Raw genomic sequence first — 22,789 nt, forward strand, 5'->3', positions numbered from 1 at the left:
GGCCAAGACCAGGCTTAGCAACGGTTTAATGTTTTTTTAGCGATTTTTTTGCTTTAGCCGCACAGCCTATCACAAACGGCTTTTTCCCCCTACTTTCGCGAGTAAAGCCTCGGCATGTTATTCAATAAAATCGAACGAAGATCTCGAAATATTGCGCTATCACTGTTGGGGGAATGTGAATAGCATGTAGTTCATGCAAGGGACGCTGAGTCCTGATGTCACTGTCACAACGTAAGGAATTATCGATGAGCAACGTATTGGTTCTGAAATCAAGCATCCTGGCGACCTACTCTCAGTCTAACCAACTGGCCGATTTCTTCGTAGAGCAATGGAGCAACGCCCACAGCGGCGACACCATCACCGTGCGCGATCTGGCCGCACAGCCAATCCCGGTGCTAGACGGCGAGCTGGTTGGCGCGCTGCGTCCTTCCGATGCTCCGTTGACTCCGCGTCAACAAGAAGCGCTGGCCCTGTCGGACGAACTGATCGCCGAGCTGCAGGCCAATGACGTTATCGTGATTGCCGCACCGATGTACAACTTCAACATCCCGACCCAGCTGAAAAACTATTTCGATCTGGTCGCCCGCGCCGGCGTGACTTTCCGTTACACCGAAAACGGTCCGGAAGGCCTGGTGAAAAACAAACGCGCCGTGATCCTGACCAGCCGCGGCGGCATTCATAAAGGCACCCCAACCGACCTGGTGGAACCTTACCTGCGTCTGTTCCTGGGCTTCATCGGCATCACCGACGTGGAGTTCGTCTTCGCGGAAGGCATCGCCTACGGTCCGGAAGTGGCGACCAAAGCACAGGAAGACGCCAAAGCGGCCCTGTCTCAGGTGGTTGCCGCGTAAGAGCCAGCGCAGGGGCGCCATGCCCCTGCCGGAAAAGAGGCAAGCCTTGTCAAACCTGCACTACCCTCATAATAATCATCTATCCGTATCATTCAGCGCGCCAGACGGCGCGCTTTTTTTTTACTTTCTTCAGCCACTGGCCGTTGATGCCGCGCACATACTCGCCGCTCTGCGCCCGCGTCACCAGCTTCTGGCCGGCCATGCGCGCCACTTCATCAACGGCGATATGGTTGCTGTCCGCAACTTCCTGATACTTCTCGGCGCGGCCGGCGTTGATGCGCTTCACCAGCGCCAAAGTTTCGGCGTCCTGCTGCACCGGCGCGATATAGCCGCTCAGGGTTTCCCCCACCCGCCCTTGCTGCTTCGCCTCATCCAGCGTCAGCGCCATCGCCAGGCCGCTGAACAGCCAGGCGGCGCCGGCCAACCACAAATAACGTTTTTTCATGTCGGCTCCTAGAACAGACCGCTTTGGGTTTTCAGCAGGTTTTCGACGTCCTTATCCACCTTGATATGAATTTCATGTTCGATCTTGACGTTCATATTGATGGTGATCGGATCCTTAGGCGTCGCCACCTCGATGCGCGGCACGCAGCCGCTCAGCAGCGAAACGCACAGCACCGCTGCCAGCGTCGACACACTCATGATTTTCATTGTTGCTCCCCAGGTTGTGAGAGGGCCTGCTCCAGCCACTCCTGTAAATTGTCGCCGAAGCGCAAACTGCGCCACAGCTGAAACACGTTTTCCTGATGGCGATAGTTCAGGATCACCTCGCGCTTGGCGCTTTTCTGCGGGTTGATGCCGTCGATGCGCGCGCTCAGCGTCAGCTCGCCCAGGTTGTCGAGATCGACCCGGGCATGCGAACGGTTGATTTCCATGTAGCGCAGCCAGTCGATCGCCGCGCCGGTCGCCAGGTTGTTGCTGCCGATGGCGTCGGCCATGTCTTTGTCCAGGCGCAGCGTCAACGTGCCGGCGTTGGCGATCCAGCCGTTTTGCACCAGCCACTTCGGATGGTTCAGGAACAGCGGCAACTCGCCGTCGACGCGGCCGGACATGGCGAACTGCTTCGGTTTCAGGGCGGTAAACAGCGCGCTGAGATCGACCTTGTCCAGCTTCAGCACTGCGGCGTCATGCTGCGGCAACCGCAGTGCCGACAGGCTGATATGCCCGTTGAGCATGTCCACGCCGACGTTGCTCAACGTCAGCGGCTGCCCTTCACTATAAGGATAGGTGCCCTGCAAATCGGCGGAAATGTTCTGCATCTCGAACAGGTTGGTGAAAGACTTGATGCGCAGCGATACCGGCTGTTTAGCTCCCAATTGCCAGTGATGCTGCTTGAACCGGTACGACAGGATGAAATCCAGGCCGCTCATCTCCCCGTCCTTCAGCCACATGCCGCCGTTTTTCACCACCCAGTGGCCACCGGCCTCGAACCCTTGTTCGCGGGCGGCGGAAAACGCCGACTGCGCGTAAAACTCGCCGTCGCGCAGCGTGAGATTGAGATCCGGCGCCAGCAGCGGTTGAAAGACCTTCAGCGACTGTTTCGGCCACCAGCCTTCGCCGCGCAGACGTTCGCCGTCCCAGCGGCCGCGCAGCGCGATCGGCCCGATCTGTTGCGCCTGCAGCTTGCCCTGCATCTGGAAACTGTCCGGCGAACGGCCGTTCACCTGCAGCGCCAGCACCGGCGCCGGCAGATAGCCGCCATCGCTGAAGCTGACTTTATCCGCAGCCAGCTGCAGCTCACCGTTGAACTGCGGGCTTTGTTCATCACGCCGCCAGCGCAGCGGCTGGTTGAGGCTCAAGCGCGGCGCGGCGACCGTCACCAGGCCGTACTTCAACTTATCGAAGCCGGTGGAGAGTTTATCGAGCACCAACTCGCTGTCGCGCCAGCTGCCGCTGCCGGCCACGTCCCAGGCGGCCTGCAGCGGCGGCAAGCGGCCATTGCCCCAGTAGCGCCATTGCCAGTGGCCCTTGTCCGGCCAGAAATCCTGCGCCTGGCCGTCCAGATGCAGCTTGAAGCGGCCCCAGTAACTGTCGCTGGCGCTCAAAATCGCCTGCAGGCGGCCGGTAATACCGGCGGCGGTCACCTTCACGCCCGCCAGCGGCAAACGCGCCTCTTCCAGCGTCATTTCCGGCGTCACCTTGCCCCACAGGCGCAGCAACGAACCCGGCTGCAGAACCAGCGTCGGATTGAGAATGCTGCCGCCGAGCACGCCCGGGATCGACGCGGTAGCGGAGAAGTCGGCCAGATTGGCCTGGCCGGTCAGTTGGAACCGCAGATCGCTGTCGGTCAGCCCCACCTTGCCCGGCCCAAGCGTCAGCACCGCATTGCCCTTGCCGTTGTGGCCGGCCGTGATCACGTTCAGCCGCGCGCTGATCTCCGTTTCATCCAGTCCCTTGCTCCAGTCGTGCAGCGCGATGCTGAGGCCGCCGTTCAACGGCTGTCCGCTGTAGGGCCAACGCCACTCGCCCTGCTTGATGCTGACCCGCTGCGGGGTCACTTCCCACGGCAGCACCGCCAGCGGCCGATCGTCGCCTTTCTCGCTCACCGTCAACACGCCCTGCTGCTGTTGCCAGCGCATATCCAGCAAAACCGGTTTTTCCAGATAGGCCGTCTGCATTTCACCCTGCAGCGCGCCCTGCGTCGGCAGGCTGGACAGATCCAGCGGAATGGTTATCTTGCCGGCGAGGCGCAGCGGTTGCGCGCTGTTGGGCGGAATGACGGTCAGGCTGTGCAACGTCAGCTGTTGTTTTTCATCCAGCTGCGCCTCGGCGCTGAGATTCGGCCCCCGATAATGCAGACGTTGCCCGTCAGAGCCGGAGGAAAGCTGCAGCTTCCCGGCATAACGCTGCCAAGGAATGAGCGTGAGGTCATGAATGGTGAGATCCAGCGGCGGCAGCTGCCGCTGCAGTTGATCGAGCGCAAGCGGCGCGCTGTTGGCGTCGCCGCCCGGCAGTTTTGACAAACAGGCGCTATCGACGCTGACCTTATCGCTCGACAGCTGCCAGCGGCCTTGCCGATAAGCCAGCCGCGTCGGCCCGACGCTGGCCAGCAGACAATCTTGCGCGGTGAAACGCGCCCCCGCCAACGTCAGGCCGCCCTGGCGCCAATGCAATTTGCCCTGCAACTCCAGTCGGCTTCCCGCCGGCAACCAATGCGATAACACCCCCGGCAGCCAGCGCGGCAAGGTTTGCCACAACGCCAGCACCAGGATTGCGCAGCCCGCCACCGTCCCTATGAATACTTTCAATCGCCTGGTCATTAAATGATTGCTTCGTTCCTGTGTTAGGCATTGGTTAAGTCTATGCCTGAATTGACAATAATGATGGCACGAATTTGACATAGGGTGAAGCTGAGTGCGGTCGCAGAGGCGATTTGCACCCTTTTGGCGCAAGCGCGCGCGGAGTTGTAGATTTTCGTTACATATACATCACATAAATAGGACAGTTTTCAGACTTTTGTTATTGTTGTTACCGTTGATGATTAATAGTCTTGCAAGCATTCTAATAAAAGTTTAGCTGCTAGCTAACTGTGTACTAGAGAAGCCATTCCCCACACCCCCGTGGGGATTTTTTTGTCGCCCGCCTCACCGTCGCCTTCCCTTCACCGTCGCCAGCCCACAGCAGCCTTGCAGCGTGGCTAACCAATTGTCGAATTTACTAAAATCTGTTAAATTGATCACAAAATCACGGTGGAGAAACCACGATGAAATTGGCGATATACAGCACCAAACAGTATGACCGTAAATATCTCGAACTGGTGAATCAGCAGTTTGGCTATGAGCTGGAATTCTTCGACTTTTTACTCAGTAAAAAAACCGCCAAAACGGCCGCCGGTTGCAAGGCGGTGTGTATCTTCGTCAACGACGACGGTAGCCGTGAAGTGCTCGAAGAACTGGCGGCGCTGGGCGTCGAAATTCTCGCCCTGCGCTGCGCCGGTTTTAATAACGTCGATCTGGACGCCGCCAAAGCGCTGGGCATCAAGGTAGTGCGCGTGCCGGCCTACTCGCCGGAAGCCGTGGCGGAACACGCGGTAGGCATGATGATGTGCCTGAACCGCCGTATTCACCGCGCATATCAACGCACCCGCGACGCCAATTTCTCACTCGAAGGGCTGATCGGCTTTAACATGCACAATCGCACCGCCGGCGTGATCGGCACCGGTAAAATCGGCGTGGCGACGATGCGCATTCTCAAAGGCTTCGGCATGAAGCTGCTGGCTTACGATCCGTTCCCCAGCGAACAGGCGCTGGAACTGGGCGCAGAGTATGTCGACCTGAAAACGCTGTACGCGCAATCCGACGTAATCACCCTGCACTGCCCGCTGACGCCGGAAAACCACCATCTGCTGAATGCCGACGCCTTCGCGATGATGAAAAACGGCGTAATGGTGATCAACACCAGCCGCGGCGCGCTGATCGACTCTACCGCCGCCATCGACGCGTTGAAGCAGCAAAAAATCGGCGCGCTCGGGATGGACGTCTACGAGAACGAACGCGATCTGTTCTTTGAAGACAAGTCTAACGACGTGATTCAGGATGACGTGTTCCGCCGCCTGTCGGCCTGCCACAACGTGCTGTTCACCGGCCATCAGGCTTTCCTGACCGAAGAGGCGCTGACCAGCATTTCGCAAACCACGCTGCAGAACATCAGCCAGTTGGATCGCGGCGAATCCTGCCCGAACCAGTTGAACGCGTAAATGGCATCTCGGGGCGCCCCTTGCGGCGCCCTGTTTATTTGAGAGCGCGACGATGAGAACAACGATGGCCGCCCTTGCGGCGCTGGTCTTGGGGGGATGCAGCATGAAACCACACGCGACCGTTACGCTCGGCGATCTGATGCATCATAATTTCGTGTTGCAGAGCGTCGATGGCGAAGCGGCAAAATCCCCAACGGGCGGCGTCCTGCTCAATCTGGAGTTCGGCGAGAAACTGCATGTGTCCGGCGCGATGTGCAACCGCTTTTTCGGCCAGGGGCAATTACGCGACGGCCTACTGACGGTAAAACCGTTGTCCTCGACGCGCAGGCTGTGCCCTGATGAGCAGCGCAATCGCTGGGATCGGGTGATCGGCACCGTGCTGGAAAACGGCGCCGAAGTGACGCTGAGCGCGCAGCAGCTGACGCTCAACGGCAGCGGCCACACGCTGGTTTATGCCCTGCGCGACTGGGTATATTGATTCTGGACGCCAGGCCTGGCGCCGTGGGCTTACCCGGCGCAGCTGCCCAGGCCCAGCGTGCGTTCCTCACACTGTTTGCCGTTCGGCATCTGGCACATGCGCAACGCTTCACCGTTCAAGTTGTGCGCGATGGTGGTGACGCCGCCGACCGCCGCGCAACCGGCGCTGGTCTGCAACGTATTGATTCTGGCACTGTTGCCCTGCTGTACTGGCTCTTCGTTGTTGCTGCTGCAGGCGGCTAAAAGCAGCACGGCGCTGGCAAGCAGCCATTTTGATGTCGTCATTATCCCACTCCTGAACCCGGAACTGCGCTGTGTAAAATCGCCATTGCCGATAACGCGCGTCACTTGGCGGACACGTTTCGCTATCTTTGATGCAAACTTGTTTAATCTAGCTCGATATATAAATAATGAAAATATATTCCGGCCATTATTTGTGGTTTTTTTGCGCCGGCCGGACATTTATTTTGTTTGCAGAATATTTCCGCCCCCATTGCGGGAGGTTAAACGTGACAGCGGCCCCCACCGCCCGCCCCGGCCGCAGAGAGAAAGTGATAACGTCACCGTTGCCGGCGACGGGGTTTCTTCGCATGATATCGGTATTAATTAACCCCGCGTGCTTTCGGCGTGACGGCGCATTTTTTGCTACCGGAGAGGATGATATTTGCGTCTATGCTGACGGCGCTAACTAATTAGCATTCCACTATTTTCAGTGAATGATGGCTGAATTCTTCAACCGGCGCGACTTGCTGTCACGCCGGCTTTTTTTACATCAAAATAACATTCAGTGCACAGAGGCTTTCGACAGTAAATTAATTACCAGCACGCCGGCAATAATTAATCCCATGCCGACAATCGCCGGCCAATCCAATTTTTGCTGATAAACGAATACCGCCGCGACCGACACCAGCACGATCCCCATGCCCGACCAAATCGCATACACAATGCCCAGCGGCATGCTCTTGACCACCATCGACAGCCCCCAAAACGCCACGCCGTAGCCCAGCACCACCAGCAGCGACGGCCACAGACGGGTAAAGCCCTCAGAGGCTTTCAACATGGTGGTGGCGATCACTTCCGCGACTATCGCCATCGTCAAATACATAAATCCGCTCATGGTTTTCTTCTGTCAGTTTACCGATGCGTAATTATGACGCGCCGGGAATAAATTGTCTTTAAACGGCGAAAACAATTTATTGAAGTGATCTCAACCGGCGATGCAAATAGCGATGCCGGATACGCTTGCCGATTTATCGCCCGCCACACAAACGCGATAAAGCCGCGTTCAAACCCTCTGTTAGACTTTTTTCCATTACTGCGAAAGTGCGCTTTCGCGGCTTTGTGAGCAATGAAAAGGTAATGTCGATGATAACTACAGATGGTAATAATGCAGTCGCTTCCGTGGCCTATCGCACCAACGAAGTGATTGCCATCTACCCTATCACGCCAAGTTCCACCATGGCGGAGCAGGCGGACGCCTGGTCCGGCGATGGCCGGCAAAACATCTGGGGTGATATCCCGCGAGTGGTGGAAATGCAGTCGGAGGGCGGCGCGATCGCCACCGTGCACGGCGCCTTGCAGACCGGCGCGCTGTCCACCTCGTTCACCTCATCGCAGGGTCTGCTGCTGATGATCCCGACGCTGTACAAACTGGCCGGCGAGCTGACGCCGTTTGTGCTGCACGTCGCCGCGCGCACCGTGGCCACGCACGCGCTGTCAATCTTCGGCGATCACTCTGACGTGATGGCGGTGCGCCAGACCGGCTGCGCCATGCTGTGCGCCGGCAGCGTGCAGGAAGCGCAGGATTTCGCGCTGATCTCGCAGACCGCCAGCCTCAACGCGCGCCTGCCGTTCATCCACTTTTTCGACGGGTTCCGCACCTCGCACGAGATCAATAAAATCGTACCGCTCAGCGACGATACGTTGCGGCACATGCTGCCGCAGGCGGCGATCGACGCCCACCGCCGCCGGGCGCTGTCGCCGGATCATCCGGTGGTGCGCGGCACTTCCGCCAACCCTGACACCTATTTCCAGTCGCGCGAGGCCACCAACCCTTGGTATGACGCCGCCGACCAGCACGTGATCGACGCCATGGAGGCCTTCGCCGCCCTCACCGGCCGCCACTACCGGCCGTTCGACTATTACGGCCACCCGCAGGCCGAACGCGTGGTGGTGGTGATGGGCTCCGCCGCCGGCACCTGCGAAGAAGTGATCGACACCCTGCTGACCCGCGGCGAAAAAGTCGGCGTGCTGAAAGTGCGGCTGTTCCGGCCGTTCTCCGCCAAACACCTGCTCGGCGCGCTGCCGGACAGCGTGCGCAGCGTCGCGGTGCTCGATCGCACCAAAGAACCGGGCGCGCTGGCCGAGCCGCTGTATCTGGACGTGATGACCGCGCTGGCGGAAGCCTACAGCCGGGGCGAGCGCGCCACGCTGCCGAGAGTGATCGGCGGCCGTTACGGCCTGTCGTCGAAGGAGTTCGGCCCGGACTGCGCGCTGGCGGTGTTTCGCGAGCTGGCCCAGCCGCAGCCGCGCCCGCGCTTCACCATCGGCATCTTCGATGACGTCACCGGCCTTTCGCTGCCGCTGAGCGACGAAGTCCTGCCACAGCGCGCCTCGCTGGAAGCGCTATTCTACGGTTTGGGCAGCGACGGCTCGGTCTCGGCCACCAAGAACAACATCAAAATCATCGGCAACGCCACGCCGCTGTATGCGCAGGGCTATTTCGTCTACGACTCCAAAAAGGCCGGCGGCCTGACGGTCTCGCATCTGCGCGTCAGCGAGCAGCCGATCAATTCGGCCTATCTGGTCAGCCAGGCGGATTTCGTCGGCTGCCACCAGCTGCAGTTTATCGATAAGTACCAGATGGTTGAGCGCCTCAAACCCGGCGGCACCTTCCTGCTCAATACCCCTTACGGCGCCGACGAAGTCTGGTCGCGCCTGCCGCAGGAGGTACAGGCGCTGTTGCATCAACGCCAGGCGCGTTTCTACATCATCAACGCCGCCAAGCTGGCGCGTGAATGCCGGCTCGGCGCGCGCATCAACACCGTCATGCAGATGGCGTTTTTCCATCTGACGCAGATCCTGCCGAGCGACGTGGCGCTGCAACAGCTGCAGGACGCCATCGCCCGCAGCTACAGCAGCAAAGGCCAGGAGATCGTCGAGCGCAACTGGCAGGCGCTGGGCGCCACCCGCGGCGCGCTGATTGAAATCCCGCTGCAGCCGGTCGACGACAGCAGCCCGATGCGCCCGCCGGTGGTCTCGGACGCCGCGCCTGACTTCGTCAAAACCGTTACCGCCGCGATGTTGGCCGGACTGGGCGATGCGCTGCCGGTTTCCGCCTTCCCGCCGGACGGCACCTGGCCGGTGGGCACCACCCAGTGGGAAAAGCGCAACATCGCCGAAGCGATCCCGGTCTGGCAACCCGACCTGTGCACCCAGTGCAACCATTGCGTCGCCGCCTGTCCGCACTCCGCCATTCGCGCCAAGGTCGTGCAGCCGGCGGAGATGGAACACGCCCCCGCCTCCCTGCAGTCGCTGGATGTCAAAGCGCGCGATATGCGCGGGCAAAAATACGTGCTGCAAGTGGCGCCGGAGGATTGCACCGGCTGTAACCTGTGCGTCGAGGTCTGCCCGGCGAAAGATCGCCAGAACCCGGAGATCAAGGCCATCAATATGGCTTCACGCCTCGATAATCTGACGGCGGAAAAAGACAACTACGATTTCTTCCTGCAGCTGCCGGAAATCGATACGGCGCAGTTGGAACGCATCGACATTCGCACCTCGCAGCTGATCACGCCGCTGTTCGAGTACTCCGGTGCCTGCTCCGGCTGCGGCGAAACGCCGTACATCAAGCTGTTGACCCAGCTCTATGGCGACCGTTTGCTGATCGCCAACGCCACCGGCTGTTCGTCGATCTACGGCGGCAACCTGCCGACCACGCCGTACACCACCAACGCCGAAGGGCGCGGGCCGGCATGGGCCAACTCGCTGTTCGAAGACAACGCCGAATTCGGCCTGGGCTTCCGTTTGACGGTCGATCAACATCGCGCGCGGGTGCTGCGCCTGCTGAATTCGCTGGCGCCACAGCTGCCGGAGCAGTTGGTCAATGCCTTGCAGATGGAAGATGTGGCGCCGGAGCCGCGCCGTAAGCAAATCGCCGAACTGCGCACGCTGCTGGCGAGTATTGAAGGTGAAGATGCGCGCCAGCTGGCGGCCGACGCCGACTATCTGGTGGATAAATCCATCTGGCTGATCGGCGGTGACGGCTGGGCCTACGACATCGGCTTCGGTGGTTTGGATCACGTCCTCAGCCTGACGGAGAACGTCAACGTGCTGGTGCTCGACACCCAGTGCTACTCCAACACCGGCGGCCAGCAGTCGAAGGCCACGCCGCTCGGCGCGGTGACCAAATTCGGCGAGCACGGCAAGCGCAAGGCGCGCAAGGATCTGGGCGTCAGCATGATGATGTACGGCCATGTTTACGTTGCGCAGATCTCGCTGGGGGCGCAGCTCAACCAGACGGTGAAAGCGATTCAGGAGGCCGAGGCCTATCCGGGGCCGTCGCTGATCATCGCCTACAGCCCGTGCGAAGAGCACGGCTACGATCTGGCGCTCAGCCACGATCAGATGAAACAGCTGACCGCCACCGGCTTCTGGCCGCTGTACCGCTTCGATCCGCGCCGCAGCGCCGAGGGCAAGGCCGCATTGGCGTTGGATTCGCGGCCGCCGAACAGCAACCTGTCGGAAACGCTGCTGAAAGAACAGCGTTTCCGCCGCTTGAACGCGCAGCAGCCGGAGGTGGCCAGCGCGCTGTATCAGGCCGCCGAGAAAGAGCTGAAGGAGAAATACGATTTCCTCAGCCTGCTGGCCGGCAAGGCGGAAAAGTCCGCCGCTGAGTAACCTCCCTTAGGGCGCGAGCGATTCGCGCCCTGATCTTTTACCGTTGACGTAAGGCGTAGCAATAAAACCTGCTGGCATTCCTGCGCGCAATCCGTACCATACAGGCCTCGCGTCGGGCGCGTGGAAGCTGGATGATGAATAATGATCAAAATCGGCCGGTTGAATGGTAAACTCGCGGTCTACAACGCCATGCCCCTAGTGCCCCCCATTGAGAATGAGCACGATTTAAATGTCAGAAAAGCAATCCGTTAGCCAAAAAGAGCAGTACAACCTGAACAAATTGCAAAAGCGCCTGCGCCGCAACGTGGGCGAAGCGATCGCCGATTTCAATATGATTGAAGAAGGCGACCGCATCATGGTCTGTCTGTCCGGCGGCAAAGACAGCTACACCATGCTGGAGATCCTGCGCAATCTGCAGCAAAGCGCGCCGATCAATTTCTCGCTGGTGGCGGTGAATCTCGACCAGAAACAGCCCGGCTTCCCTGAGCATATTCTGCCTGCTTACCTGGAAGGCTTGGGGGTGGAGTACAAGATCGTCGAAGAAAACACCTACAGCATCGTTAAAGACAAGATCCCGGAAGGCAAAACCACCTGTTCACTGTGCTCGCGCCTGCGCCGCGGCATTCTGTATCGCACCGCCACCGAACTGGGTGCCACCAAGATCGCGCTGGGCCACCACCGCGACGATATTCTGCAGACGCTGTTCCTCAACATGTTCTACGGCGGCAAGATGAAAGGCATGCCACCCAAACTGATGAGCGACGACGGTAAGCACGTGGTCATTCGCCCGCTGGCTTATTGCCGCGAGAAAGACATCGAGCGTTTCTCGATCGCCAAATCGTTCCCGATCATTCCATGCAATCTGTGCGGCTCTCAGCCTAATTTGCAGCGCCAGGTGATCGGCGACATGCTGCGCGACTGGGACAAACGTTACCCAGGCCGGCTGGAAACCATGTTCAGCGCCATGCAAAACGTGGTGCCTTCGCACCTGAGCGATATCAATCTATTCGATTTCAAAGGCATTCACCACGGCAGCGCGGTGGTGGACGGCGGCGATTTGGCCTTCGATCGCGAAGACATTCCGATGCAGCCGGTCGGCTGGCAGCCGGAAGATTCGGACGACGCGGCGCCTGCGCCGGCGCGTTTGGACGTGCTGGAAATCAAATAAGTCCCCTCGCCGCTCGCCACCCTGCGAGCGGCGACCTTTTCCCTCTCTCGACGATCTCGATCCTGTTCACAGTTTGCGCATAATTTGCTGGGCGATGCCGTTTTTACCCTATACTGTGCATTTATACAGTCATATGGAGATCGCGCAATGAATATCACCCCCTGCCTGTCCCACGTCTCGCTGGGCTCGAACGATTTCGTCGCCGCCGCGGCCTTTTACGATCGCACGCTGGCCGCCTTGGGTTGCCGACGGGTGCTGGAGCATCCCGGCGCGATCGGTTATGGCCGCGACTACCCGGAGTTCTGGCTGCAGGTGCCGATCGACGGCCAGCCCGCTTCACCCGGCAACGGCACGCACGTCGGTTTTTTTGCCACAAGTAAGCAACAGGTGGATGAATTCCATCGCCAGGCGCTGCTGGCCGGCGCCGTCGATGAAGGCGCGCCCGGTTCGCGGCCGCATTACGGTGAGGCTTACTACGGCTGCTTTGTCCGTGATTTGGATGGGCACAAGATTGAAGCCAGCTTCTGGGATGAAAGCGCGGCCTGAGGAAGAGAGAAATCGAATAAAAAAATGCCGGTGATTAAACCGGCATTGTACGAATCAAATGTGCTATGCAGTAATTCAAAAATAAGAAAGTAAGACAATTATGGAGCGCAACGCCCATCGCTTGACGTTGCATTCACCTGCGAGAGAGATCATGCCCCATTTCCCCCGGCTAAATGTTGATTTTGCTCAATGTTAACCGGGTTTTCGTCATTTTCGCCTACAGCCAGCGGCTGCGCTTCAGCCACCAGGCGACGCCAAGCACCAACCCGACCAGCATCAGGCAAAATGCCGCGAAACCGAAGGGGTTGCCGCCGCCCGGTATGCCGCCAAGGTTGACGCCAAACAGCCCGGTCAGGAAGGTGGTCGGCAGAAATACCATCGCCAACAGCGACATGGTGTAAGTGCGGCGGTTCATCGCGTCGGCCATCACCGTGGTAATTTCGTCGGACAAGATGGCGGTGCGCGCGATGCTGCCGTCCAGATCGTCCAACCCGCGCCCCAGGCGATCCGCGATGTCCTGCATGCGGCGGCGATCGTCGTCGCTCATCCACGGCAGGCGGTCGCTGGCCAGCCGTGCGAAAACGTCACGCTGCGGCGCCATGTAACGGCGCAGCACGATAAGCTGTTTACGGATCAACGCCAGCTGGCCACGCTCCGGCACCTGCTGTTCCAGCAAGGCGTCCTCCAGATCGATAATCTTGTCGTGCAGATCCTCAATGAATTCGCTGGTGTGATCGGTCAACGCATCGGAAATCTCCACCAGCCAGTTGCCGCTGTTGGTCGGCCCGGCGCCGCTTTGCAAATCGTTCACCACCTGATCGATGGAATACACCTTGCGGTGCCGCGTGGAGATAATCAGTTTATCGGTGATGTACACGCGAATGGTGACCAACTGGTCCGGCCGTGAGTTGGCGTTAAAGTTGATGCTGCGCAGCGTGATCATGGTGCCTTCACCCTGGCGGCTGACGCGCGGCCGTGAGCTTTCGCCGGAGAGCGCTTCGCGCACCGAGTCCGGCAGCAGCGGCGTGGTGCTCAGCCATTCGGCGCTGGCCGGGTGCGCGTAATCAAGATGCAGCCAGCAAGGCGCGTCACAGGTGATCTTGTCATCCAGCTCGATCGGCGTGACGCCGCCCTTGCCATCCAGCTGGTAGGCGTAGACCGCGTCGGCGACCTGCAGCTCGCTCCCCTCAATCACATCCATTCATTTATCCCCTCAGTCTTGCTTATGTTGCTGAGTCTAGCGTTAACGCCTTGGAGATCAAAGACCAAGCTGTAACGCCAGTTTTCATGTTGTCCCATAAGCGTGGTCTATACTTCTGCTGCCAGGAACGCAAGACAGCCCGAGAGGAAACTCGCATGTTACAAATCAGCACCGCAGATATCTTGAAAATCGTCCTACCGACCGTCATTACGCTGTTTATCGCCGTGGTCAAAACGCCTTTTCGCATTCGGCGGGAAAACCACGATAAGCTGTTAAACCTGCTCGAATCCGTCGAGAAGCCCCAAAGCGCCCCCATACGTCTGTTGCGGTTTCGCGACTATATCGGCAACCGCAGCGCCGGCCTTGTTGCGCTGCAGCTGCTGCTGGCATTGCCGGATAGCGTAGCGGCGCTGGAACGCTATCGTTTCACCGGTGGCCGTCAGCAAATCTTGCGCGCCACGCCCGCAGGCTTCGTTTTGCGGCCAAGCGCCAATAACGCGTTCAAGCGTTTCTTGCTTTCCTGTCGCTATTTCTTGCTGTATTTGGTGTTCGTTACGTTGCTGGTGCTGTTCCCTGCGTTGACTCAATGGGGGCTGCAGCAGTTAGGGGTATTGATTACGCCCTATTCACTCCGCTATCTGCCTAATGCGCGCATCACCGACGGCTGGCAGCTGCTGTTCCCCGGTTTATTATTTATTATCATTATGTTCAGCCTGGCATACCTGACCTTCAGGCAGCTGGCACGCGCGGGTAACCTCAGTTCGGAACGCGCCTTTTATCGCTACTATCAACGCGCGCGTGAGGAACAACGATGCCGGGAAGTCCTGAGACAACTGCGCGCTGCGCTGCGCCGAACCTGACGAGAATGCGCCGCCTGCGCTGCATCGCAATGGCCGCCCTGCTGCTGTTCGGCCAATCGGCTCGTGCAGAGCCGGTGTTAGAACGCCTCGCCACACCCTATCACGCGCCGACGGCGGCGGGTTCACTGCCTTATTTTGTCGCGCACGCTCACTCCCCCCAGCCGCGCACCGCGCTGGTGGTGATGCACGGCCACCCGCGCGATGTCGCCAAGACATTGCAAGCGGCGATCGACGCCGCGCAGGGAGCGGGAGACAACAGCTTGCTGGTCGCCCCGCTGTTCCAGGTGCCGGAGACGCTTGCCGCCCGCTGCCGTTCCGCCGGGCTGCCGGCGCCGCAAGAGGGGGACGCCCTGTGGCGCTGCGGCTCCTGGATCGAAGGCGGTTTGGATAATGGCGGGAAAACCGGCTCGTTCAACGCCATGGATAACCTGCTGGCCGATCTGAAACGGCGCTGGCCGTCGTTGCAGTCGATCACCGTCGCCGGTTTCTCCGCCGGCGCCCAATTCGTGCAGCATTATGTCGGCTTCGCCGACCCGCCGGACGGAGTGCGTCTGCGCTATGTCGTCGCCGATCCGGGCAGCTGGCTCTATTTTGACAACCTGCGTCCCCAGCCCCTTCATCCGGAGCGCTGCGGCAGTGAAAAAACCTGTCGCTTCCGCTGGCAAACGCTGGACGCCGGCCAGTGCCCGCAGGCTAACCAGTGGAAATATGGTCCGGAAGCGCTTCCCGCTCACCTGCAGCGCACCGCCGACGCAGCACGCCGGCGCTATGCGGCGGCGGATATCACCTACCTGGCCGCAGACGGTGATACCGGCACCGCGCCGGGGGCCTACTATCGGATACTCGACAAATCCTGCGCCGCCCAGCTGCAGGGCCCCTACCGGTTGCAGCGCGCCCTGGCCTATGCCGACTATGACCGGCGCTATCTGGCGCCGGAGAAGCCGCATCGGTTAACCCTCGTTCCCGGCTGCGGACACAACGTCGCCTGCGTCTTTCCCGCGCCGGCGGCCAGGCAAGCGCTGTTCTCCATTAATGCAGACTAATAATAACGGCATTGAAATAAACCATTGCCGATAAATCAGACAATATCGCCGATAAAGCGCTGGTAATGCCGTTATTATTATGACTTAACATATTGCTATCAATTTTAATTCAAAATGATAATAATAAATCAACACAAAGCTGTTTCAGCGCAAATTTTAGGGGCATATACTTTTCTCACTACGAGGAGGTAGTTATGTTACGCGACCATTTAAAAATAAACGCCAGCGATACGCTGGAAAAAATCAGCAATATCCATTTGCAAAACCAGGGCCAGGAAGAGATCAGTGAGTTTGTGGTGAAAAACGCCGCCGGCCTGCAGATTGGCAAGGTCTCCGTCCACGATCGTTTCAGTACCCGTCGTTCTTATCCCACCAGCTACCGCATTACTCAGACCGATATGAGCGGCCGCGTAGTGGTGGACGCCATGCGGGACTGTCTGTAAGCGTAACCGCTCTCTGAAATAGACAATATTAATGTGATGATGGCAACCCTGTTTATTATTAAACGGGGTTTATCGCGTGGAAAAATTAATTAGCCTCGTGGTTTCGCCGTCGAGAAAATAACGCCCCCGCATTGCGCGGGGGCGATAAATAAGCCCACTCAGTGTTTGATGATATACATCGTTTGGCTATAGGCCACGTCTTCCGGATTGGTGATCGGGTAGCCTTTTACCCACGGTTTGATCAGGCGGCCGTTGGTGTATTGGTATATCGGCGCGATTGGCGCCTGATCGGCAATGATCTGTTCCATCTTGTTGTAATCGGCAGTCACCGCCGCCGGGTTGGTTTCCCGCCCCGCCTGCGCCAGCAGCTTGTCGTAGTCCGCGTTCTTGAACTTGGCGATATTGCCGCTGTGGGTGGAGGTCAGCAGCGACAGGAAGGTCGACGCCTCGTTATAGTCACCCACCCAGGAGGCGCGGATCACATCGAAATTGCCGGTATTGCGGCTGTCGATGTAGGTTTTCCACTCTTGGTTTTGCAACTTGACGTCAATCCCCAGCTTTTTCTTCCACATCGAGGCCACGGCGATGGCGATTTTCTGGTGGCTCTCCGAGGTGTTATACAGCAGCGTCAGCTTCAGTGGGTTGTTCGGGCCGTAACCGGCCGCCTGCAGCAATGCCTTGGCCTGTGCGTCCAGCTCCGCCTGCGGCTGCTGTTGCAGCGAACTCGCCTCGGGTTTGAACCCGGCGGTGACGTCCGGCGTGAAGTGATAAGCCGGTTTTTCACCGGTGCCCAACACTTTCTCCGCGATAATCTTGCGATCGATGGCGTAGGACAAGGCCTGACGCACCCGCACGTCGTTGGTCGGCGCACGCTGAGTGTTGAACGCGTAATAATAGGTGCCGAGCTGATCCGGGGTGTACACCTGCCCCGGGATGTCTTTCAGCAGCTTCTGATACATGTTTTTCGGGAAGGATTCGGTGATGTCGATGTCACCCGCCAGGTAACGCTTGGTGGCGTTGGATTCCTGGTTGATCGGCACGAAGGTCACTTTGGTCAGCACGGTGCGCGCATGATCCCAGTAATGGTCATTAGGCGTCAGCACCAGCTTCTCGTTCACCACCCGCTCCTGCAGTTTGAACGCGCCGTTGCCCACCAGATTGCCGACCTTGGTCCAGTCATTGCCGTATTTTTCCACCACCGCCTTGTTCACCGGGAACAGGCTGAAGTTGGCCGTCAGGCTGACGAAGTACGGCACCGGCTTGTCCAACTGCACCTTGAGCGTGTAGTCATCCGGCGCCGATACACCCAAGCGATCGGCCGGCAGTTTGCCGCTGATGATCTGCTCGGCGTTCTGGATCCCCGCCAGTTGCGCGAACCAGGCGAACGGCGACAGATTTTTCGGTTCTACCAGCCGCTGCCAGCTGTAAACGAAGTCTTTTGCCGTGACAGGGTCACCGTTTGACCAACGCGCGTCTTTACGCAGATGGAAAATATAAGTCTGATTGTCGCTGGTCTGCCAGCGGGTGGCGACGCCGGGGATCACTTTGCCGTTGGCGTCCTGATTGACCAGCCCTTCGAACAGATCGCGCGCCAGCTGAGCCTCCGGCAAGCCAACCGCTTTGATCGGATCGAGCGAGGCCGGTTCGTCTTTAATGTGGCGCACGATTTCCTGTTTGTCCGCCAGCGCGGTGCCCGGGGGAACCTGCGCCGCCATGGCGCTGCTCATACAGGCGCCGATCGCCGCCGCGCAGAGCGCCAAACGAAAACCCCGTTGCATTTTTTTTCCCGTCATTATGATTTGTCCCCCGTTAACCATCTGAATTTTTTATCATATAGCACAAGATCCATCCGGCCTAGAGCCCGCGGGCGAGAAGTTGCAAAAAGTGCGATTCAGGCGATAAAAAACCCGTGCGGCGCAGGGCGGCACGGGTGGGATTACGGCAGCGACCGTCAGTCGTACAGGTGGATGCTGTTGATGCGGTAGCTGAACTCTTCACCCTCTTCTTCATCGAACACGGTGAAAAAGCCTTTCTCAGCCAGCGGACGGGCCGAGATATCGGTTTTTTGCAGCTGACGCGCATCCGCGTCGTCGTAGCCGTAGTCGAGATAGAAGGCATCTTTCTGGTAATCGATATGCAGGGTGAACGGATAGTTCGATTCGTCCCCGCGCCCGTCGTCATTTTTCACCACGCCGAACCATTCCCCCTGACGGATCTGGTTTTCAGCGTCTACGCCGCACAGCAGCGTGATGGTGTCATTTTCATTTTCGCTATAGCTGGCGATGATTCTGGCTACTGGCATGTTAAATCCTCTTGCGGGTGATTGGCTTAGCTCTGCCGTTAGTATAACAACAGCCTCAGGCCAGGTGCGGTTTAATTGGCGTTTTCGCCGCTACCGCATCACAGATCGCGCAAACGCCGCACAATTGCGATGGGAAAGATGTCTCAAAGCGTAATACACTGAATAAAATGACAATGACTCTCGGCCTTTAACTCAGGGACAACACCATGACCGAACATCGACCGCGCAGTGAACGTGGCCAGTTGGCCGTCGCAGGAGAGAACTACGGCAGCTCGCTGCTGGGCGCGCCGCTGCTCTATTTCCCGGCGGCGGTCAGCGGCCCGGAAACCGGGCTGATCATCGCCGGCACCCACGGCGATGAGAGCGCCGCCATCGTAACCCTGTCCTGCGCGCTGCGCAGCATCGCCCCCGAACAGTTGCGCCACCACGTGGTGCTGGCGGTCAACCCCGACGGCTGTCAGCTGGGGCTGCGCGCCAATGCCAACGGCGTCGATCTGAACCGCAACTTCCCGGCCGCCAACTGGCGCTCCGGGGACACCGTCTATCGCTGGAACAGCGCGGCGCCGGTGCGCGACGTCAGGCTCTCCACCGGCGGGCGTCCCGGCTCCGAACCGGAAACCCAGGCGCTGTGTCATCTGATCCATCGCCTGAAGCCGCATTGGGTGGTGTCGTTCCATGAGCCGCTGGCCTGCATCGAAGATCCCGCCAGCTCGCGGCTCGGCGTTTGGCTGTCGCACAAGTTCGAGCTGCCGCTGGTGACCAGCGTCGGCTATGAAACGCCCGGTTCGTTCGGCAGTTGGTGCGCGGATCTGTCGCTGCCGTGCATCACCGCCGAATTCCCGCCGATCTCCGCCGATGCCGCCAGCGAGCGCTACATCGACGCCATGACCGAACTGCTGACCTACCCGAATTAATCCCTACGGGGCGAGATCGACGATCGCCCCGCATTCGAACGCCAGACCCGGTTCGACGTCCCGCGCCAGCCAGGTCGGGCCGTCCAGATCGACGAAGCGCGCCGCCGGCGCCAGCGGCAAGGCGGCGGATATCGCCCGCGACGTGCACAACATGCAGCCGAGCATGATGGCGAATCCCTGTTCGCGCGCGGCCTGCGCCAGCGCCAGCGCCTCGGTCAAGCCGCCGGTTTTGTCCAGTTTGATGTTGACCATCTGATAGCGTTGCGCCAGCCGCGGCAGATCGGCGCGGGTGTGGCAGCTCTCATCGGCGCAGATCGGCAGCGGATGAATAAAGTGTTCCAATGCGGCGTCGTCACCGGCCGGCAGCGGCTGCTCCAGCATCGCTACGCCGAGATCGGCCAACAGCTGGCAGCGCGCCGCCAGCCCTTCCGCCTGCCAGGATTCATTGGCGTCGACAATCAGCGTCGCCTGCGGCACCGCGGCGCGGATCGCCACCAGCCGCTCGCTGATATAGTGATCGTCGAGTTTGATCTTCAGCAGCGTGGCGCCCTGCCGCTCCAGCTCACGCGCGGCGAAGGCCATCGCTTCCGGCGTACCGATGCTGACGGTCTGCGCCATGCGGATCTGCGCCGGCGCCGTCACGCCGCTGCGCTGCCACAGGCTCTGCCCGTGCAGACGACACTCCAGATCCCACAGCGCCGAGTCCAGCGCGTTGCGGGCCGCGCCCGCCGGCATCTGCATCAGTAGCTGCTCGCGTGTGATGCCCTGCGCGATCGCCGGCGCCATCTCAGCCAGCTGCGTCATCACCGATTCCTCGCTCTCGCCATAGCGCGGATACGGCGTGCATTCGCCGACGCCGCGCACGCCCTGCTGTTCGATTTCGACCACCACCACCCGGGCTTCGGTGCGGCTGCCGCGCGCGATCACGAAGGCGGTGTGCAGCGGCCAGGCTTCCGGGTAAAAACGCATGTCTCTCATAACGGCTCCTGAGCGAAAACTGCGCATCCAGGCAGGCTGATGCGCCGGTGATGTTTTATAGAACAGCCTAATATATACAACTATTTAGCAAACTTTGATATCCAATCCGCCCCGCTTGTCATAAACTGGCGTCAGGGTGTGAACCTGATGTTAACAGCCGTCGCCGGCGCGCCGTTTCATCAGGTTCATACCCTTTGTATAAACACCTGTAAAAGGAATCTAGCAATGACTCAGACAGTACATTTTCAAGGCAATCCGGTCAGCGTAGCGGGCAAACTGCCACAGCAGGGCGAACAGGCCAAGGCCTTCTCGCTGGTTGCCAAAGACCTGTCAGACGTAGCGCTGAGCAGCTTCGCGGGTAAACGCAAAGTCCTGAACATCTTCCCAAGCATCGATACCGGCGTCTGCGCGACGTCGGTGCGTAAATTCAACCAGCTGGCCAGCGGCCTGGATAACACCGTGGTGCTGTGCATCTCCGCCGATCTGCCGTTCGCCCAGTCTCGTTTCTGCGGCGCGGAAGGCCTGAGCAACGTGGTCACGCTGTCCACCCTGCGCGGCGCCGAGTTCAAACAGGCGTACGGCGTTGAAATCGCCGAAGGTCCATTGGCGGGCCTGACCGCGCGTGCGGTCGTAGTGCTGGATGGCCAGGACAACGTGCTGTACAGCGAGCTGGTGAACGAAATCACCACCGAGCCGGATTACGACGCGGCGCTGGCAGCGCTGAAATAATAAAGCCGGCGAACGCCGGCTTTGGATACACGGGAAGGCGCCGCAAGGCGCCTTTTTTATTCTTCGCCCTCAGCGCCGCCTTTGCGACTGCTCAGGCCATACTCGCGCAGCTTGTTGGCGATGGCGGTATGGGAAACGCCCAACCGCTTCGCCAGCTTGCGGGTGCTGGGATAGGTGCGATACAGACGCGTCAGCACCGAGCGCTCGAAACGCTTGCTGATGTCGTCCAGCGAACCGTCCAGCACCTCGTCGCCCAGCGACATCTCCACCTCGAACTCCGGCAACACGATATCCTGCGGCCGCAGTTCGTAGCCTTCGGTTTGCGTCAGCGCGCGGTAGATGGCGTTTTTCAGCTGGCGCACGTTGCCCGGCCAGCCGTATTTGCTGAGGAAACTGCCCAGATCGTTCGCCAGCTTGGGCCGCGCCACGCCCTGCTCATCGGCGAAGCGCGCCACGAACAGCTCGGTCAGCGGCATGATGTCCTGCGGACGTTCGCGCAGCGGCGGAATGGTGATGGTCAGCACGTTGAGGCGATAATAGAGGTCTTCGCGGAATTCGCCGCGCTGCACCAGCTCGGTCAGGTTCTTCTGGGTGGCGCAGATCACGCGCACGTCGACGTGCACCTCATGCTCTTCGCCGACCCGGCGGAACGTGCCGTCATTGAGAAAACGCAACAGTTTGGTCTGCATGCGCGGCGACATTTCGCCAATCTCATCCAGCAGCACCGAACCGCCGTTGGCCTGCTCGAAGAAGCCCTTTTTACCTTCCAGCGCGTTGGGATAAGCGCCCGGCGCATGGCCGAACAGCTCGCTCTCCACCACGTCATCCGGCAGCGCGGCGCAGTTCAGCGCCAGGAACGGCTGTTTGCCGCGCGGGCTGCGCAGGTGGCAGGCGCGAGCCAGAATATCCTTGCCGGTGCCGGTATCGCCCACGATCAGCAGCGGCGCATCGAGCATCGCCAGTTTGCGCGCCTGCTCCAGCACGTGACGCATCTTGGCGCTCACCGCGACGATGTGATCGAATTCGGTATCGTCGTTCACCGACAGATTTTGCAGTTGGCGGCCCATGCGCGCGGTGGACTTCAACATCACCACCGCGCCGACCGCAGCCGGCTGTTGCTGTTCGTCTTCCAGATAGATAGGCGTAATGTCCATCAGGAAGTCCTGGCTGCGGATCACCACCCGTTCTGAGTGCGGCGCCGTATGCTCACTCTCCAGCCAGCGGCTGAAGTTATAGCCGCCGATCAACGCCCCGGCGGTCTGGTTGCGGATCTTGTCTTCGTTTAGGCTGAACAACGCCAGCGCCGCCGGATTGGCCAGCTCGACCTTGCCCTTCATGTCGATAGAGAACACCGGCTCCGGCATCGACTCCAGCAGCGCACGCAGCGCGCGATGCTCGCGTTCGGAAGGCATAAAGCTGACGGTGCGCACGTCGGTCACGCCGGCGATGCGGCGGATCTCCGCCATCAGCGCGCGGAAAGTATCGAAGTCCAGCTGGGAGAAATTGAGGTAAATGCGGCCGATGGGATCGATCTCGATGCCACGTAAGTCAATGCTGCGCGATACCAAAAGATCGAGTAATTCTCGAGTGAGACCGAGGCGGTCTTCGCAAAATACTTCCAAACGCATCAGTGTTGGCCTTATCTCTGCAGGTGCGGGGATCGTTAGCGATGATGATACTCC

Annotated in this window: 21 protein-coding genes; 11 read left to right on the forward strand and 10 right to left on the reverse strand. The window is 59.7% G+C overall.

Annotated elements, in window-relative coordinates:
• The first annotated feature begins 245 nt into the window (after nt 1–245).
• Nucleotides 246–851, forward strand: coding sequence for an FMN-dependent NADH-azoreductase (gene azoR / locus SERRSCBI_RS12230; protein ID WP_015377994.1), 606 nt, complete (start codon nt 246–248; stop codon nt 849–851).
• A gap of 88 nt (nt 852–939) precedes the next feature.
• Here azoR and SERRSCBI_RS12235 read toward each other — a convergent pair whose 3' ends face one another.
• From SERRSCBI_RS12235 to SERRSCBI_RS12245, 3 genes are read right to left on the reverse strand one after another with little or no spacing between them, the layout of a single operon-like run.
• A complete protein-coding gene (locus SERRSCBI_RS12235) occupies nt 940–1,296 on the reverse strand; it encodes a YdbL family protein (RefSeq protein ID WP_049866681.1) in 357 nt (118 codons plus the stop codon).
• Between the two features lie 8 nt (nt 1,297–1,304).
• Complete coding sequence (locus SERRSCBI_RS12240; protein ID WP_025302979.1) at nt 1,305–1,502, reverse strand: YnbE family lipoprotein; 198 nt, start codon at nt 1,500–1,502, stop codon at nt 1,305–1,307.
• Entirely contained in the window at nt 1,499–4,111 is a 2,613-nt protein-coding gene (locus SERRSCBI_RS12245; protein WP_042784633.1) for a YdbH family protein, read from the reverse strand. The genes SERRSCBI_RS12240 and SERRSCBI_RS12245 overlap by 4 nt, the downstream gene beginning before the upstream one ends.
• A gap of 443 nt (nt 4,112–4,554) precedes the next feature.
• Here SERRSCBI_RS12245 and SERRSCBI_RS12250 point away from each other — a divergent pair, with 443 nt between their 5' ends.
• Together SERRSCBI_RS12250 and SERRSCBI_RS12255 are read left to right on the forward strand one after the other, a co-directional pair.
• A complete protein-coding gene (locus SERRSCBI_RS12250) occupies nt 4,555–5,547 on the forward strand; it encodes a 2-hydroxyacid dehydrogenase (protein WP_042784634.1) in 993 nt (330 codons plus the stop codon).
• 52 nt (nt 5,548–5,599) lie between these two features.
• A complete protein-coding gene (locus tag SERRSCBI_RS12255) occupies nt 5,600–6,025 on the forward strand; it encodes an META domain-containing protein (RefSeq protein WP_042784635.1) in 426 nt (141 codons plus the stop codon).
• Between the two features lie 29 nt (nt 6,026–6,054).
• Here SERRSCBI_RS12255 and SERRSCBI_RS12260 read toward each other — a convergent pair whose 3' ends face one another.
• A complete protein-coding gene (locus tag SERRSCBI_RS12260; protein ID WP_015377999.1) occupies nt 6,055–6,309 on the reverse strand; it encodes a DUF333 domain-containing protein in 255 nt (84 codons plus the stop codon).
• A 499-nt stretch (nt 6,310–6,808) separates the two neighbouring features.
• A complete protein-coding gene (ssmE, locus tag SERRSCBI_RS12265; RefSeq protein WP_033632935.1) occupies nt 6,809–7,141 on the reverse strand; it encodes a multidrug efflux SMR transporter SsmE in 333 nt (110 codons plus the stop codon).
• 248 nt (nt 7,142–7,389) lie between these two features.
• Here ssmE and nifJ point away from each other — a divergent pair, with 248 nt between their 5' ends.
• From nifJ to SERRSCBI_RS12280, 3 genes are all read left to right on the forward strand, one after another.
• The gene (gene nifJ / locus SERRSCBI_RS12270; protein WP_042785712.1) at nt 7,390–10,923 is read left to right on the forward strand and encodes a pyruvate:ferredoxin (flavodoxin) oxidoreductase; all 3,534 of its coding nucleotides are present in this window, start codon (nt 7,390–7,392) and stop codon (nt 10,921–10,923) included.
• Nucleotides 10,924–11,152: 229 nt separating this feature from the next.
• Nucleotides 11,153–12,091, forward strand: a complete 939-nt coding sequence (gene ttcA / locus SERRSCBI_RS12275; RefSeq protein ID WP_042784636.1) for a tRNA 2-thiocytidine(32) synthetase TtcA — start codon at nt 11,153–11,155, stop codon at nt 12,089–12,091.
• Between the two features lie 147 nt (nt 12,092–12,238).
• Entirely contained in the window at nt 12,239–12,637 is a 399-nt protein-coding gene (locus SERRSCBI_RS12280; protein WP_033643223.1) for a VOC family protein, read from the forward strand.
• A 217-nt stretch (nt 12,638–12,854) separates the two neighbouring features.
• Here the strand turns inward: SERRSCBI_RS12280 and zntB are convergent, their stop codons facing one another.
• The gene (gene zntB / locus SERRSCBI_RS12285) at nt 12,855–13,838 is read right to left on the reverse strand and encodes a zinc transporter ZntB (protein ID WP_033650285.1); all 984 of its coding nucleotides are present in this window, start codon (nt 13,836–13,838) and stop codon (nt 12,855–12,857) included.
• A gap of 50 nt (nt 13,839–13,888) precedes the next feature.
• On the opposite strand from zntB, the gene SERRSCBI_RS12290 reads away from it, so the two are divergent.
• The 3 genes from SERRSCBI_RS12290 to SERRSCBI_RS12300 all read left to right on the forward strand — a co-directional run bounded on the left by SERRSCBI_RS12290 (nt 13,889) and on the right by SERRSCBI_RS12300 (nt 16,184).
• Nucleotides 13,889–14,698: a hypothetical protein gene (locus SERRSCBI_RS12290; RefSeq protein ID WP_223524914.1), complete on the forward strand. Its 810-nt coding sequence runs from the start codon at nt 13,889–13,891 to the stop codon at nt 14,696–14,698.
• Nucleotides 14,650–15,741: a hypothetical protein gene (locus tag SERRSCBI_RS12295; protein ID WP_147837998.1), complete on the forward strand. Its 1,092-nt coding sequence runs from the start codon at nt 14,650–14,652 to the stop codon at nt 15,739–15,741. Before SERRSCBI_RS12290 ends, SERRSCBI_RS12295 begins: the two co-directional genes overlap by 49 nt.
• Before the next feature lie 194 nt (nt 15,742–15,935).
• Nucleotides 15,936–16,184, forward strand: a complete 249-nt coding sequence (locus SERRSCBI_RS12300) for a hypothetical protein (protein ID WP_004930507.1) — start codon at nt 15,936–15,938, stop codon at nt 16,182–16,184.
• Between the two features lie 158 nt (nt 16,185–16,342).
• Here SERRSCBI_RS12300 and SERRSCBI_RS12305 read toward each other — a convergent pair whose 3' ends face one another.
• Together SERRSCBI_RS12305 and SERRSCBI_RS12310 are read right to left on the reverse strand one after the other, a co-directional pair.
• Nucleotides 16,343–17,977 (reverse strand): ABC transporter substrate-binding protein, encoded by a 1,635-nt coding sequence (locus SERRSCBI_RS12305; protein WP_042784640.1) that lies wholly within the window; start codon nt 17,975–17,977, stop codon nt 16,343–16,345.
• 158 nt (nt 17,978–18,135) lie between these two features.
• Nucleotides 18,136–18,486, reverse strand: coding sequence for a hypothetical protein (locus SERRSCBI_RS12310; protein WP_015378006.1), 351 nt, complete (start codon nt 18,484–18,486; stop codon nt 18,136–18,138).
• 206 nt (nt 18,487–18,692) lie between these two features.
• Here SERRSCBI_RS12310 and mpaA point away from each other — a divergent pair, with 206 nt between their 5' ends.
• Complete coding sequence (gene mpaA, locus SERRSCBI_RS12315; protein ID WP_033643228.1) at nt 18,693–19,400, forward strand: murein tripeptide amidase MpaA; 708 nt, start codon at nt 18,693–18,695, stop codon at nt 19,398–19,400.
• Between the two features lie 3 nt (nt 19,401–19,403).
• Here mpaA and ycjG read toward each other — a convergent pair whose 3' ends face one another.
• Nucleotides 19,404–20,378, reverse strand: coding sequence for an L-Ala-D/L-Glu epimerase (gene ycjG, locus SERRSCBI_RS12320; protein ID WP_033643229.1), 975 nt, complete (start codon nt 20,376–20,378; stop codon nt 19,404–19,406).
• Between the two features lie 225 nt (nt 20,379–20,603).
• Between ycjG and tpx the strand changes: the two genes are divergently transcribed.
• Nucleotides 20,604–21,107, forward strand: a complete 504-nt coding sequence (gene tpx / locus SERRSCBI_RS12325; RefSeq protein WP_004930536.1) for a thiol peroxidase — start codon at nt 20,604–20,606, stop codon at nt 21,105–21,107.
• A 56-nt stretch (nt 21,108–21,163) separates the two neighbouring features.
• Here the strand turns inward: tpx and tyrR are convergent, their stop codons facing one another.
• Complete coding sequence (tyrR, locus tag SERRSCBI_RS12330; RefSeq protein ID WP_033643230.1) at nt 21,164–22,735, reverse strand: transcriptional regulator TyrR; 1,572 nt, start codon at nt 22,733–22,735, stop codon at nt 21,164–21,166.
• Between the last annotated feature and the right edge of the window lie 54 nt (nt 22,736–22,789).

Source organism: Serratia sp. SCBI (genome assembly GCF_000747565.1).
Classification (GTDB): Bacteria; Pseudomonadota; Gammaproteobacteria; order Enterobacterales; family Enterobacteriaceae; genus Serratia; species Serratia ureilytica.

Coding starts and splice junctions, on each gene's coding strand:
- azoR (WP_015377994.1), top strand. CDS start 246: ATGAGCAACGTATTGGTTCTGAAATCAAGCATCCTGGCGACCTACTCT.
- SERRSCBI_RS12235 (WP_049866681.1), bottom strand. CDS start 1,296: ATGAAAAAACGTTATTTGTGGTTGGCCGGCGCCGCCTGGCTGTTCAGC.
- SERRSCBI_RS12240 (WP_025302979.1), bottom strand. CDS start 1,502: ATGAAAATCATGAGTGTGTCGACGCTGGCAGCGGTGCTGTGCGTTTCG.
- SERRSCBI_RS12245 (WP_042784633.1), bottom strand. CDS start 4,111: ATGACCAGGCGATTGAAAGTATTCATAGGGACGGTGGCGGGCTGCGCA.
- SERRSCBI_RS12250 (WP_042784634.1), top strand. CDS start 4,555: ATGAAATTGGCGATATACAGCACCAAACAGTATGACCGTAAATATCTC.
- SERRSCBI_RS12255 (WP_042784635.1), top strand. CDS start 5,600: ATGAGAACAACGATGGCCGCCCTTGCGGCGCTGGTCTTGGGGGGATGC.
- SERRSCBI_RS12260 (WP_015377999.1), bottom strand. CDS start 6,309: ATGACGACATCAAAATGGCTGCTTGCCAGCGCCGTGCTGCTTTTAGCC.
- ssmE (WP_033632935.1), bottom strand. CDS start 7,141: ATGAGCGGATTTATGTATTTGACGATGGCGATAGTCGCGGAAGTGATC.
- nifJ (WP_042785712.1), top strand. CDS start 7,390: ATGATAACTACAGATGGTAATAATGCAGTCGCTTCCGTGGCCTATCGC.
- ttcA (WP_042784636.1), top strand. CDS start 11,153: ATGTCAGAAAAGCAATCCGTTAGCCAAAAAGAGCAGTACAACCTGAAC.
- SERRSCBI_RS12280 (WP_033643223.1), top strand. CDS start 12,239: ATGAATATCACCCCCTGCCTGTCCCACGTCTCGCTGGGCTCGAACGAT.
- zntB (WP_033650285.1), bottom strand. CDS start 13,838: ATGGATGTGATTGAGGGGAGCGAGCTGCAGGTCGCCGACGCGGTCTAC.
- SERRSCBI_RS12295 (WP_147837998.1), top strand. CDS start 14,650: ATGCCGGGAAGTCCTGAGACAACTGCGCGCTGCGCTGCGCCGAACCTG.
- SERRSCBI_RS12300 (WP_004930507.1), top strand. CDS start 15,936: ATGTTACGCGACCATTTAAAAATAAACGCCAGCGATACGCTGGAAAAA.
- SERRSCBI_RS12305 (WP_042784640.1), bottom strand. CDS start 17,977: ATGACGGGAAAAAAAATGCAACGGGGTTTTCGTTTGGCGCTCTGCGCG.
- SERRSCBI_RS12310 (WP_015378006.1), bottom strand. CDS start 18,486: ATGCCAGTAGCCAGAATCATCGCCAGCTATAGCGAAAATGAAAATGAC.
- mpaA (WP_033643228.1), top strand. CDS start 18,693: ATGACCGAACATCGACCGCGCAGTGAACGTGGCCAGTTGGCCGTCGCA.
- ycjG (WP_033643229.1), bottom strand. CDS start 20,378: ATGAGAGACATGCGTTTTTACCCGGAAGCCTGGCCGCTGCACACCGCC.
- tpx (WP_004930536.1), top strand. CDS start 20,604: ATGACTCAGACAGTACATTTTCAAGGCAATCCGGTCAGCGTAGCGGGC.
- tyrR (WP_033643230.1), bottom strand. CDS start 22,735: ATGCGTTTGGAAGTATTTTGCGAAGACCGCCTCGGTCTCACTCGAGAA.